The sequence below is a fragment of the Streptomyces sp. NBC_00209 genome (assembly GCF_045206345.1).
In the GTDB taxonomy this organism is placed as follows: domain Bacteria; phylum Actinomycetota; class Actinomycetes; order Streptomycetales; family Streptomycetaceae; genus Streptomyces.
The window spans coordinates 4,236,092-4,248,842 of sequence record NZ_CP108121.1 but is presented as its reverse complement, the minus strand read 5'-3'; the positions used below and the strand labels follow the sequence as shown (position 1 = coordinate 4,248,842).

General features: G+C 71.8%; 11 protein-coding genes. 3 read left to right on the top strand and 8 right to left on the bottom strand.

The window, feature by feature from the left end; translation table 11 throughout:
* Positions 1-136 precede the first annotated feature (136 nt).
* Together OG867_RS19385 and OG867_RS19380 are read right to left on the bottom strand one after the other, a co-directional pair.
* Entirely contained in the window at positions 137-1,816 is a 1,680-nt protein-coding gene (locus OG867_RS19385; RefSeq protein WP_406286997.1) for a PQQ-binding-like beta-propeller repeat protein, read from the bottom strand.
* Positions 1,817-1,906: 90 nt separating this feature from the next.
* On the bottom strand, positions 1,907-3,721 hold the full coding sequence (locus OG867_RS19380; protein WP_406286995.1) for an ABC-F family ATP-binding cassette domain-containing protein: 1,815 nt from the start codon (positions 3,719-3,721) through the stop codon (positions 1,907-1,909).
* 120 nt (positions 3,722-3,841) lie between these two features.
* Between OG867_RS19380 and OG867_RS19375 the strand changes: the two genes are divergently transcribed.
* Positions 3,842-4,474: a lipoprotein gene (locus OG867_RS19375; protein WP_406286993.1), complete on the top strand. Its 633-nt coding sequence runs from the start codon at positions 3,842-3,844 to the stop codon at positions 4,472-4,474.
* A 31-nt stretch (positions 4,475-4,505) separates the two neighbouring features.
* Here OG867_RS19375 and OG867_RS19370 read toward each other — a convergent pair whose 3' ends face one another.
* The 5 genes from OG867_RS19370 to rsmI form a co-directional block, all read right to left on the bottom strand.
* Positions 4,506-5,399, bottom strand: a complete 894-nt coding sequence (locus OG867_RS19370) for a 4-(cytidine 5'-diphospho)-2-C-methyl-D-erythritol kinase (RefSeq protein WP_406286990.1) — start codon at positions 5,397-5,399, stop codon at positions 4,506-4,508.
* Complete coding sequence (gene rsmA, locus OG867_RS19365) at positions 5,396-6,301, bottom strand: 16S rRNA (adenine(1518)-N(6)/adenine(1519)-N(6))-dimethyltransferase RsmA (protein WP_328900577.1); 906 nt, start codon at positions 6,299-6,301, stop codon at positions 5,396-5,398. The genes OG867_RS19370 and rsmA overlap by 4 nt, the downstream gene beginning before the upstream one ends.
* A 36-nt stretch (positions 6,302-6,337) precedes the next feature.
* Positions 6,338-7,204 carry a TatD family hydrolase gene (locus OG867_RS19360; RefSeq protein WP_328900578.1) on the bottom strand — a complete coding sequence of 289 codons (867 nt, stop codon included), beginning with the start codon at positions 7,202-7,204 and terminating at the stop codon, positions 6,338-6,340.
* A 42-nt stretch (positions 7,205-7,246) separates the two neighbouring features.
* Positions 7,247-7,636 (bottom strand): hypothetical protein, encoded by a 390-nt coding sequence (locus tag OG867_RS19355; protein WP_328900579.1) that lies wholly within the window; start codon positions 7,634-7,636, stop codon positions 7,247-7,249.
* 160 nt (positions 7,637-7,796) lie between these two features.
* The gene (gene rsmI / locus OG867_RS19350) at positions 7,797-8,693 is read right to left on the bottom strand and encodes a 16S rRNA (cytidine(1402)-2'-O)-methyltransferase (RefSeq protein ID WP_328900580.1); all 897 of its coding nucleotides are present in this window, start codon (positions 8,691-8,693) and stop codon (positions 7,797-7,799) included.
* Between the two features lie 52 nt (positions 8,694-8,745).
* Here rsmI and OG867_RS19345 point away from each other — a divergent pair, with 52 nt between their 5' ends.
* Complete coding sequence (locus OG867_RS19345; RefSeq protein ID WP_328900581.1) at positions 8,746-10,524, top strand: phospholipid carrier-dependent glycosyltransferase; 1,779 nt, start codon at positions 8,746-8,748, stop codon at positions 10,522-10,524.
* Positions 10,525-10,689: 165 nt separating this feature from the next.
* On the top strand, positions 10,690-12,348 hold the full coding sequence (locus OG867_RS19340) for a penicillin-binding transpeptidase domain-containing protein (RefSeq protein ID WP_406291058.1): 1,659 nt from the start codon (positions 10,690-10,692) through the stop codon (positions 12,346-12,348).
* A 15-nt stretch (positions 12,349-12,363) separates the two neighbouring features.
* On the opposite strand, the gene OG867_RS19335 is transcribed toward OG867_RS19340, so the two are convergent.
* Entirely contained in the window at positions 12,364-12,744 is a 381-nt protein-coding gene (locus tag OG867_RS19335) for a winged helix-turn-helix transcriptional regulator (protein WP_406286985.1), read from the bottom strand.
* Positions 12,745-12,751: the final 7 nt, after the last annotated feature.

The following is a 12,751-nucleotide window of genomic DNA, read 5'->3' as shown; positions in this document are numbered from 1 at the left end:
GGGCATGGATCCCGCAGTGTCACGTCAGTCGAGCGGGACTTCTTTGTACCACCCACCCGAGGGCGCCTTCCGGTTCGGTCCACCCCTGTGCCCAAGGGAGGACCGGGCCGTGATGCCGCCGTGATGCTTCGGACCGTCAGCCGCCGAAGACCACCATGGAGCGCATGTCCACCTCTTCGTCGCCGGCGATCCCGCTGAGCCTCGTCTGCATCAGGAGGGTGCGCCCCTCCCTGTACACCACGCACGGCCCGATGAAGCCGAGCTCCATCTCGGCGCCCGACGCCGGATGCCGCAGCAGCATCTGCGGGGTGCCGCCCGCGGAAGGGAGGGAGGCGATGCCGCCGCCCTTCTTCAGGGTCGGTTTGACGTACATCAGCAGCTTGCCGTTCTCGACGCCCAGGGGGAAGGCGGACTGCCCCTCCGGCGAGTTGGCCGACCAGCGGAACTTGCCGGTCTTCAGGTCGAAGGAAACGATCTTGTTGCCGCGTTCGGTACCGACTCCGGCCCTGGTGCCCATGTAGAAGGAGTTCGCGTCGGCGGCGACGCCCATGCAGCCGTCCAGGTTCTTGCTGGTCGCCCGCATCTCCTCGTCGCACTGGGGCGCGTAGTCACCCGGACCGCCGGAGAGCTGCGTGCGGTAGGTGCCGTCATCGTTGAGGACCAGGATGCCCCACTTGTCCGGCTGCTTCAGTGAGACGACGAGCGGACTGACCGAGTAGAACTGCGAGACCCTCCAGCCCTTCTTGAGTTTGTAGGTCCACAGGACCTTCCCCGTAGCCGGGTCGATCCGCTGCACCTGCTGGTCCTTGTAGTCGTACGCGGAGTTCATGCAGCTGGTGGCCGCGACGGCCACGGGCCCGCTGGCGAAGCCGTACGGCTGGCACGTGCCGGGCTGCCCGCGGAAGACCTGCTTGCCGTCACTGACCCGGAACCCCTCGGACCTGCTGACGCGGCCCACGGTCACGGTGCCGCCGTTGATCGACATCGCGAGGTCGGACAGCTCGTCCCAGTTGCCCTCGCGCACGAAGGTCTTGTGCCATCCGGCCCTGCCCGTCCTCAGGTCGATCATCTGAAGCGAGTCGCAGGGGGCGTCGTCCGCGGTGTCGTGCCTGATCCCGAGGACGATCTTGCCGTCGGCGGTCGGCTGCGAAGGCGCGCCGCACATCCGGGCGGGGAGCCGGAAGCTCCACCGGAGGGTGCCGTCGGAGACCGAATAGCCCGAGACCGTGTAGTACATCGCCTTCACGACGGTGTCCCCGGCGAACCAGGGACCGTACACGTCCTCGCCGTTGGGGGGCAGGTCGACGCCGCCCTTCTGGAGCCAGTGGACCTTCGCCTCACCGGACTTGACTCCGGCGTTGATGGTCCGCGCCTGCTCCTCCGGGCTGACCACCGGCTCCCCGGTGGCGCCGCTCCTGGTCGGCGACGGCGCCACGGTGGGCTTCGCGGAGTGGGTGGGACCGGCCAGGGGCTTGTCGTCGTCCCCGCCGCCGCTGGTGGCGAACCAGATCCCGCCGCCCGCGAGGAGCACCACGGCGAGCACGGCCCCGACGATCTTCCCGGTCCGGCCCCGCAACGGCCCGCCTGAGCCGGGCGGGGGTGCCGGGTACTGCTGCTGGGTCGGCATCTGGTGCAGCCCCGGCTGCGTGTACGGGCCGGGCTGCTGGTGGTACGGGCCCGGCTGGGGCTGTCCGTAACCCTGCGGCGGACAGCCGTAGCCGGGCTGGGCGGGCGGCTGGGTGTACGGACCGGTCCCCGGATCGTACGGTGCTCCGAACTCGCCCTGCGGCGACTGCTGTCCGGGCGGCTGACTCATCGGACCCGTCCCCCTGTGGTGAAAGCGGCACGGTCGTGGCCCGCACCGGGCGAGGGTTCTTTGTACCACCCGCCCCACCCGTTACAACGCTCAGGCGTCCTCGGCCAGTTCCAGCCAGCGCATCTCCAGCACATCGCGCTCCGCGACCAGTTCGCGCAGTTCGGCGTCCAGCTTCGCCACCTTCCCGAAGTCCGTGGAGTTCTCGGCGATCTGCGCGTGCAGGGTCGTCTCGCGGGACGACATCTTCTCCAGCTGCCGTTCGACCTTCTGGAGCTCCTTCTTGGCCGCCCGGGCCGCCTGCGCGGAGACCGCGGGCGCCGGGGCGGCGGCCTGCCCGCCGGCCGGGGCGGCCGCGGGCACGGCCGTCTCGGCCTGGCGCTGCCTGCGCTCCAGGTACTCGTCGATGCCGCGCGGCAGCATCCGCAGCGCCTGGTCGCCGAGGAGGGCCATGACCCGGTCCGTGGTGCGCTCGACGAAGAAGCGGTCGTGGGAGATCACGATCATGGAGCCGGGCCAGCCGTCGAGCAGGTCCTCCAGCTGGGTCAGGGTCTCGATGTCGAGGTCGTTGGTCGGCTCGTCCAGGAAGAGCACGTTGGGCTCGTCCATCAGCAGGCGCAGGATCTGGAGCCGGCGCCGCTCACCACCGGAGAGGTCGCCGACGGGCGTCCACTGCTTCTCCTTGGCGAAGCCGAACTGCTCGCAGAGCTGTCCGGCGGTCATCTCGCGGCCCTTGCCGAGGTCCACCCGGTCCCGCACCTGCTGGACGGCCTCAAGCACCCGCAGCTCCGGGTTCAGCTCGTGGACCTCCTGGGAGAGGTAGGCGAGCCGGACGGTCTTGCCGACGACGACCTTCCCGGCGGCCGGCTGGACCTCGCCCTCGCTGCGGGCGGCCTCGGCGAGCGCCCGCAGCAGCGAGGTCTTGCCGGCGCCGTTGACCCCGACCAGGCCGATGCGGTCGCCGGGGCCGAGCTGCCAGGTGAGGTGCTGGAGCAGGGTCTTGGGGCCGGCCTGGACGGTGACGTCCTCCAGGTCGAAGACGGTCTTGCCGAGCCGGGCGTTGGCGAACTTCATCAGCTCGCTGCTGTCGCGCGGCGGCGGCACGTCCGCGATGAGCTCGTTGGCGGCCTCGATGCGGTAGCGGGGCTTGGCGGTACGGGCGGGGGCGCCGCGCCGCAGCCAGGCCAGCTCCTTGCGCATCAGGTTCTGCCGCTTGACCTCCTCGGTCGCGGCGATCCGCTCCCGTTCGGCGCGGGCGAACACGTAGTCGCTGTAGCCGCCCTCGTACTCGTGGACCGTGCCGCGCTGCACGTCCCACATGCGGGTGCAGACCTGGTCCAGGAACCAGCGGTCGTGGGTGACGCAGACCAGGGCGGAGCGGCGGGCGCGCAGATGGCCGGCGAGCCAGGAGATGCCCTCGACGTCGAGGTGGTTGGTCGGCTCGTCCAGGACGATCAGGTCCTGGTCGGCGATGAGCAGCTTGGCGAGCGCGATCCGGCGCCGCTCGCCGCCGGAGAGCGGGGCGATGACCGTGTCCAGGCCGTGCTCGAAGCCCGGCAGGCCGAGCCCGCCGAAGAGGCCGGTCAGCACGTCGCGGATCTTGGCGCTGCCCGCCCACTCGTGGTCGGCGAGGTCGCCGATGACCTCGTGGCGGATGGTGGCCTCGGGGTCCAGCGAGTCGTGCTGCGTGAGCACGCCGAGGCGGAGCCCGCCGCTGTGCGTGACGCGGCCGGTGTCGGCCTCCTCCAGCCGGGCGAGCATCCGGATCAGGGTCGTCTTGCCGTCGCCGTTCCGGCCGACGACACCGATCCGATCGCCCTCCGAGACGCCGAGGGAGACACCGTCGAGCAGGGCACGGGTGCCGTACACCTTGCTGACCTGCTCGACATTGATGAGGTTGACGGCCACGAACGCTCCAGCTACGAGGAAGACTCCGGCCTTCCAGCGTAGTCGCCGCCGCACGGACCTCCGTACGGGCGTCCGCCCCGCCCCGGTGTACCTTGCGCGCAACGATCAAGGGGTGGGGACATGACACGTCGTACGGTTCGCGGGCTGGTGCCCGCACTGCTGGCCGCCGCCGCGCTGACCGGCTGCTCGTCGGACGCGGATTCCAGTGAGGACGCGAAGCCCGCGAAGTCCGCCGGGACGCCGGCCGCGAGGACCGCGGCCAAGGGCGGCACGGTCGGCGGCGCCGGTTCCGGCTGCGAGCTTCCGGTGAGCTTCGACCTGGCGAAGGACTGGAAGCCGAAGGCCGTCGAGATCGACCCGGACTCGGATTTCGCCGATCTCGCCGAGCAGGGCCCGGTCACCCTGGCCTGCGAGATCGACGCGAAGCCGGCCGGGCAGATCGGCTTCCTGCGGGTGTGGCGGGCGAAGGCCACGACCGTCACCCCGCGCGAGGCGCTGAAGGGCTTCGTCGGGGCGGACGAGAACGCCTCCGGGGCCACGTACAAGGAGGTCAAGGGTGACGGGCAGCCGCTGACCGAGGCGACGTACACGGTCCACAGCGAGCTCATGGACGAGGACCGCCCCGCCCACGCCTTCGCCCTCGCCACCCCGGAGGGACCGGTCGTGGTCCACCTGGGCGGCCTGGACTCGGACGAGCACGGCGAGATGCTGCCGGCGTTCGAGCTGGCGAAGCAGTCGGTACGGGTGGGCTGAGCGCCTGTACGGGTGGGCTGACCGCCCGCGCCTACAGGACCGTCGCCCCCGGGACCGGGGAGGCCGCCGTGCGCGCCGTGCGGCAGGTGCCGGAGGCGGTGAGGGCGGCGGCCACCCGGTGGGCCGTCGCCTCGTCCTCCGTGAGGAACGCGGTCGTCGGGCCCGAGCCGGAGACCAGGGCCGCCAGCGCGCCCGCCTCCGTGCCCGCCGCCAGGGTCGCGGAGAGGGACGGGCGCAGGGCCAGCGCGGGGGCCTGGAGGTCGTTGCCCAGGGAGCCGGCCAGGGCCTTCGGGTCGCCGGACCGCAGCGCGTCGAGGAGGGCGTCCGACGCCGCCGGTTCCGGGACGCGGGTGCCCGCCGTGAGGCGGTCGAACGCGCGGTACACCGCCGGGGTGGAGAGCCCGCCGTCGGCCACCGCGAACACCCAGTGGAAGGTGCCGCCGACGTCGACCGGGGTCAGCCGCTCGCCCCGGCCGGTCCCGAGCGCGGCGCCGCCGACCAGGCTGAACGGCACATCGCTGCCCAGCTCGGCGCAGAGGGCGAGCAGGTCCTCGCGCGGGGTGCCGGTCCCCCACAGCGCGTCGCAGGCCAGCAGGGCGCCGGCGCCGTCCGCGCTGCCGCCCGCCATGCCGCCGGCGACCGGGATGTCCTTGTCGATGTGGAGGTGCACATCGGGCGCGATGCCGTGGCGCGCGGCCAGCGCGGACGCCGCCCGGGCCGCCAGGTTCGACGCGTCCAGCGGGACCTGCGCCGCGTCCGGCCCGGAGCAGGTGATGCGCAGGCTGTCGGCGGGGGTGGCGGTGACCTCGTCGTACAGGCCGACGGCGAGGAAGACGTTGGCCAGGTCGTGGAAGCCGTCGGGGCGCGCGGCGCCGACCGCGAGCTGGACGTTGACCTTGGCGGGGACCCGTACGGTGACACTCACTGGGCGCTCCCGGTCTCGTCGGCGGCCGGCTTGTTCTCGGCGATCGGCCTGCTCTCGGCGATGGCCGCGAACTCCTCGATCGTCAGGGACTCCCCGCGCGCCTGCGGCGAGATGCCCGCCGCGACCAGGGCGGCTTCGGCGGCCGGTGCGGAACCTGCCCAGCCCGCGAGTGCCGCGCGCAGCGTCTTGCGGCGCTGCGCGAACGCCGCGTCGACCACCGCGAAGACCTCTGCCTTGCTCGCGGTCGTCGCCACGGGCTCGGTGCGGCGCACCAGCGAGACGAGCCCGGAGTCGACGTTCGGCGCGGGCCAGAAGACCTTGCGGCCGATGGACCCGGCGCGCTTGACGTCCGTGTACCAGTTCGCCTTCACCGACGGCACGCCGTAGACCTTGTTGCCGGGCCGGGCGGCCAGCCGGTCCGCGACCTCCGCCTGCACCATGACGAGCGTGCGCTCGATGCTGGGGAAGCGGTCGAGGACGGTGAGCAGCACCGGTACGGCGACGTTGTACGGGAGGTTGGCGACCAGCGCCGTGGGCGGCGGGCCGGGCAGTTCGCGTACGAGCATGGCGTCCGAGTGCACCAGCGCGAAGCGGTCCGCGCGGGCGGGCATCCGGGCGGCGACGGTGGCGGGCAGCGCCGCCGCGAGTACGTCGTCGATCTCGACGGCGACGACGCGGTCGGCGACCTCGAGGAGTGCGAGGGTCAGCGAGCCGAGGCCCGGGCCGATCTCGACCACCACGTCGTCCGGCCGGACCTCCGCCGTGCGCACGATCCGCCGGACCGTGTTGGCGTCGATGACGAAGTTCTGCCCGCGCTGCTTGGTGGGGCGGACGCCGAGGGTGTCGGCCAGTTCGCGGATGTCTGCGGGACCCAGAAGGGCGTCGGGCTCAGTGGTACTCACCTGTAAAGCGTAAGGCGCCCCGCGGGGCGCCCCCGCTCAGTAGTCGAACGCCCGCGCCGTGTTGTCCGCGATCGCCTCGGCCAGGGTGTCCTCGTCCAGGCCCTTCACCGCCGCCATCGCCCGCAGCGTCACCGGGATCAGGTACGGGGCGTTGGGCCGCCCCCGGTACGGCGCCGGGGTCAGGAACGGGGCGTCCGTCTCGACCAGGACCAGTTCCAGCGGGGCGACCGCCAGCGCGTCGCGCAGCGGCTGGGCGTTCTTGAAGGTCATGTTGCCGGCGAACGACATGAAGTAGCCGGCCTCCGCGCAGACCCGGGCCATGTCCGCGTCGCCGGAGTAGCAGTGGAAGACGGTCCGCTCGGGCGCCCCCGCGTCCGCGAGGATGCGCAGGACGTCCGCGTGGGCGTCGCGGTCGTGGATGACGAGGGCCTTGCCGTGCCGCTTGGCGATCTCGATGTGGGCCCGGAAGGACTCCTCCTGGGCGGCCATGCCCTCGGGGCCCGTACGGAAGTGGTCGAGGCCGGTCTCGCCGACCCCGCGTACGTGCGGCAGCGCGGCCAGCGCGTCGATCTCGGCGAGCGCTTCGTGCAGCGCGGCGCTGCCACCGGCCTCCCGGGCGCCCTGACGCGACCAGCCATCCGGGTCCCCGTGCACGATGCGCGGGGCCTCGTTGGGGTGGAGGGCCACCGCCGCGTGCACGTCGGGGTGCGCGGCGGCGGTCTCGGCGGCCCAGTGGGACCCCTTCACGTCGCAGCCCACCTGGACCACGGTCGTCACGTTCACCGCGGCGGCCCGCGCGAGGGCTTCCTCGACGGTGCCGTCCTGCATGTCCAGGTGGGTGTGCGAATCGGCGACCGGCACCCGGAGGGGTTCCGGCAGGGGCGGGGCTTCGGTGCGGCTCATGGCCACGATCGTACGAGGACCGCGGCCCACCGGCCTATGCGGTCACTTGCGGAACGGGTGGAGGAGGTCGGAGAGGTGCCAGTGGTGGCCGGCGGACGGGGCGGCGGTGGCGGCCACCGGCTCCTCGGCCTGCTCCTCGGGGACCAGCGGCCCGGCCGCGGGCTGGGAACGGTTCTGGTTGTGCAGGAACTGCTGGATGTTGGAGACCCGGCCGGCCCGCATGATCCGCACGACGTGCCCGCCGCAGTTGGCGCAGGTCGGGGTGGAGAGGGGCGAGGGCACGCGTTCGCCGTCCGCCTTGTAGACCACGTAGGCGTGGCCCGACGCGTCGGCGTGGTGCTCTATCTCGTACGCCTGCTCCCACCCGTGTCCGCACCTCATGCAGGCGAAGGCGTATGCCTCGTGTGCGGTGGCTGCTGTGGTGTCGCTCATGCCTGCTCCTCTTGTCCGTCGGACAAGCACTCCGGAGAATGCGCCCTGCCTTCCAGTGGACGCCTTCCCCGGCGGGAGCGCACCGGGCCCTGTCGAGTGTTGGAGCGGTTTTGGCCTTCTCGTGGTCAAAGGGGCCGGAACGCGGCTCTCGCTTTGCTTTTCACGATAGTCCCTTGCCGTCGTCGTGGCCGGTCCGAGCAGCGTTCTTTGCCGCGACGACGGCGTCGAACACCTCGCGCTTGGGCAGGCCCGCCTCGGCGGCCACGGCGGCGATCGCCTCCTTGCGCCGCTCCCCCGCCTCCTCGCGCACCCGCACCCTGCGCACCAGCTCCTCGGCGTCCAGTTCCTCGCCCGTCGAGCCCGCGCCCTCCACGACGACGGTGATCTCCCCGCGTACCTGCTCGGCGGCCGACCAGGCGGCCAGCTCGCCCAGCGGACCGCGCTTGACCTCCTCGTACGTCTTGGTCAGCTCCCGGCACACCGCGCCCCGCCGCTCGGCGCCGAAGACCTCGGCCATCGCGGCGAGGGTGTCGTCCAGGCGGTGCGGGGCCTCGAAGAAGACCATCGTGCGGGGCTCGCGGGCGACCTCGCGGAGCTTGGAGAGGCGTTCGCCGCCCTTGCGCGGCAGGAAGCCCTCGAAGCAGAACCGGTCCACCGGCAGCGCGGACAGGGCGAGCGCGGTGAGCACGGCGGACGGGCCGGGCACGGCGGTGACCCTGATGTCCTGCTCCACGGCGGCGGCGACCAGCCGGTAGCCCGGGTCGGAGACGGACGGCATCCCGGCGTCCGTGACCAGCAGCACCCGGGCCCCGCCGGCCAGTGCCTCCACGAGTTCGGGCGTACGGGCGGTCTCGTTGCCCTCGAAGTACGAGACGACGCGTCCCGTGGTGTGGACGCCGAGTCCCTGGGTCAGCCGGCGCAGCCTGCGGGTGTCCTCGGCGGCGATGACGTCGGCCGCCTCCAGCTCGGCGGCGAGGCGGGGCGGGGCGTCCGCCAGGTCGCCGATGGGGGTCCCTGCGAGCACGAGCGTTCCAGTCGTTCCAGTCACAAGCCCCATCCTCCCGCACGGGGAGCACCGCTCCCACAGACGCGTTCCCTACGATGGCGCGGTGACGAGTACTGCGCCCGAAGCCCGGCAGGGCCAAGACGCCGGGGAACAGCACGGCCCGGAGCCGACCTCCTGGCAGCGGCGGCTGCGCCGCTTCGGCCATGCCCCGCGCCCCGGGACCGGGCTGCGGGAGCGGCTGATCCCGCCGTACACCCGGCCCGGGAACCAGCTGTGGGCGGTGCTCGGCGTGCCGCCGCTGCTCGCGGAACGGCTGGTGCGCTGGTCGGCGTGGGGCGGTCCGCTGCTGGTCGCGGCGGTCGCGGGGGTGCTGCGCTTCTGGAAGCTGGGCAGCCCGCACGCGGTGATATTCGACGAGACGTATTACGCGAAGGACTCCTGGGCGCTGATCAACCAGGGGTACGAGGGCGCGTGGCCCAAGGACGTCGACAAGCTGATCCTGAACGACCCCTCGCAGGTGCCGGTGCCGACCGACCCCGGCTATGTGGTGCACCCGCCCGTGGGCAAGTGGATCATCGGCCTCGGCGAGCAGATGTTCGGGTTCACGCCGTTCGGCTGGCGGTTCATGGTCGCCGTGCTCGGCACGCTGTCGGTGCTGATGCTGTGCCGGATCGGCCGCCGGCTGTTCCGCTCGACGTTCCTCGGCTGCCTGGCGGGCGCGCTGCTCACGGTGGACGGCCTGCACTTCGTGATGAGCCGCACCGCGCTGCTCGACCTGGTGCTGATGTTCTTCGTGCTGGCCGCGTTCGGCTGCCTGCTCATCGACCGCGACTGGGCGAGGGCCCGGCTCGCGGCGGCGCTGCCGGTGGACGAGGACGGTGTGCTGCGCCCGGACGCGTGGGTCGCGGAGCACCTGCGCCTCGGGTGGCGGCCCTGGCGGATCGCCGCCGGTGTCTCGCTGGGGCTCGCCGCCGCCACGAAGTGGAACGGCCTGTACATCATGGTCGCGTTCGGCCTGATGACGGTGTTGTGGGACGCGGGCGCGCGCCGCACCGCCGGGGCCGTGCGCCCGTACCTCGCGGTGCTGCTGCGGGACGTGCTACCGGCGTTCGTCTCGGTGGTCCCGGTCGCGCTGGCCACGTACCTCGCGTCCTGGACGGGCTGGATCGTCCGGAACTCGCCGGACCGGCACGGGTACTTCCGGGACTGGGCCACGACGGACGGCAAGGGCGGCAACTGGACCTGGCTGCCGGACTGGGTGCGCAGCCTGTGGCACTACGAGCACCAGGTGTACGACTTCCATGTGCACCTCACGTCCGGGCACACGTACCAGTCCAACCCGTGGAGCTGGATCGTGCTGGGCCGGCCCGTCTCGTACTTCTACGAGGAGCAGAACGGCTGCGCCGAGTCGGTGACCGGGAAGTGCTCCCGCGAGGTGCTGGCGCTCGGGACACCGCTGCTGTGGTGGGCGGCCTGCTTCGCCCTGGTGTACGTGCTGTGGCGCTGGATCTTCCGCCGCGACTGGCGGGCGGGCGCGATCGCCTGCGGGGTGGCCGCGGGATGGGTGCCGTGGTTCCTGTACCAGGAGCGCACGATCTTCCTGTTCTACGCGGTCGTGTTCGTGCCGTTCCTGTGCCTGGCGGTGTCGATGATGATCGGCGCGATGCTGGGGCCCGCGGCGGAGACGGGGACGCGGTACGAACTCGGGCTCGCGAAGACCGACCCTGCCGGGGAGCGGCGGCGGACGCTGGGGGCGGTGGCGGCCGGGGTGCTGGTGCTGCTGATCATCTGGAACTTCATCTACTTCTGGCCCCTGTTCACCGGAACACCGATCCCGGAGGACGCGTGGCGGGACCGGATGTGGCTGGACACCTGGATCTGAGCGGCCCATCCCACCATTCATGCCGAGTCCGCCTCCATTCATGCCATGTCCGCGTCGCATTCCGATAACAACAGGTACTCCCGTCGCCACGGTCCCGTAAGGTGCCCCGTACAGCCTTCTTGAACGTGTTCAAGAAGCAGGCTCCGGGGGATGGGGACAGCGGGAATGCGCAGTGGAGCGAAGGTAGGCATAGTCGGCGGGGTGTTCGCGCTCGTGCTGGGCGGGGTGGGGTACGGGGCGTACAACATCCTGGACGGTCTCGGGGACAGCGGTGTCGGCGGCGGTACGAGCACGGCCGCCGACTCCTCCGAGGTGAGGTCGGGCCCGGTCACCGGGGAGGAGATCGCCGACACCTCGAAGAAGTTCCTGGCCGCGTGGGCGGAGGGCGACGCGACGGTCGCGGCGGCGCTCACCAACAACAAGGCCGAGGCGGAGCCCGCGCTGACCGGCTACAGCGACACGGCCCACGTCGCCAAGGCCGTGATCACCCCGGGCAAGGCGACGGGCTCGACCGTCCCGTACACCGTGAAGGCGACGGTCTCGTACAAGGGCGCGACGAAGTCCTGGTCTTACGCCTCGAAGCTGACCGTCGTACGCGGGCTGACCACCGGGCGCGCCCTGGTCGACTGGGAGCCCTCCGTCATCCACCCGGACCTCGCCAAGGGCGAGTCGCTGGAGACCGGCGAGTCCTCCACCGCGTCGATCGAGGCGGTCGACCGCAACGGGCAGGTGCTCACCAAGGAGAAGTACCCGTCGCTCGCCGGCATCCTGGACGAGCTGCGCAAGAAGTACGGCGAGAAGGCCGGCGGCACGACGGGCATCGAGACCTGGATCAACAGCGCGAACGCCGACGGCGCGGACAAGACGCTGCTGACCCTGGTCAAGGGCAAGTCGGGCAAGCTGCAGACGACGATCGACGCGAAGATCCAGGCGGCGGCCGAGCGGGGCGTGAAGAAGTTCGCGGAGGCGTCGGTCGCGGCCGTCGAGCCGTCGACGGGGGCGATCCGGGCCATCGCGAACAACCGGGCCGACGGCTTCGACGCGGCACGGCGGGGGAAGGTCGCCCCCGGCTCGACGATGAAGATCATCACCGCCGCGATGATCATCCAGAACGGCCTGGGCAGCGCCGAGGGGGCCGTCGAGTGTCCGCCCCGGGTGACCTGGAAGGGAGTGCCCTTCCACAACCTGAACAACTTCGAGATGACGGACAACCCCACGCTGAAGCGGGCCTTCGCCAGGTCGTGCAACACGGCGTTCATCAAGCCCATCGACCCCTTGGGGGAGACGAAGCGGGACTCCGCCCTCCACACCGAGGCCGGTCAGTACTTCGGGCTCGGCGGCAACAACTGGAAGACCGGGATCGAGACCACGGACGGGAGCGTTCCCGAGTCCCAGGACGCCGAGACCGCCGCCTCGTTCATCGGCCAGGGCAAGGTCCAGATGAACCCGCTCAACATGGCGTCGGTCACCGCCACCGCCGTCAACGGCCGCTTCCGGCAGCCGTTCATCGTGCCGCAGTCCCTGGACAACCGGACCTTCGCCACCGCGACCCCGCTGCCGCCCGGCGTCTCCACCCAGCTCAAGGCGATGCTGCGCTACACCGCGACCGCCCCCGAGGGCACCGCCACCCAGGCCATGGCGAACGTGCGCGGCACCAAGGGCGCCAAGACCGGCTCGGCGGAGATCGACGGCCACGCCACCTCCGACAGCTGGTTCACCGGCTTCAGCAACGACCTGGCGGCCGCCGCCCTGGTCCAGTCCGGCGGCCACGGCGGCGACGCGGCGGGCCCGGTCGTCGCGGAGGTGCTGCGGGCGGGGCCGTGACGGCCTCCTGCCTCGTCAGCCGGCGTGTTCGCGGTCGTAGGCGGCCTGGGCGGCGGCGACCGCGCCGCCATGCCGCCTGGCCCAGTCGGTGAGTTGCAGCAACGACGCGTGGAGCTCCTGGGCCATGTCCGTCAGCCGGTACTCGACCTTGGGCGGAACGACCGGATGAACGGTGCGTACGAGCAGGCCGTCCCGCTCCAGCTTGCGCAACGCGAGCGTGAGCATGCGCCTGCTGATCCCGCTGATCGCACGTTCCAGCTCCGTGAACCGGACCGGACCCCGCGCAGCGGCTACCAGGATGCCGATGCTCCACTTCCCGGAGACGTGATCGAGGACCTCCGAGACCGGGCACGCCTCGTCTGCCAGGACGGACACATCGATGTGACTGCGGGACATGAAAGTG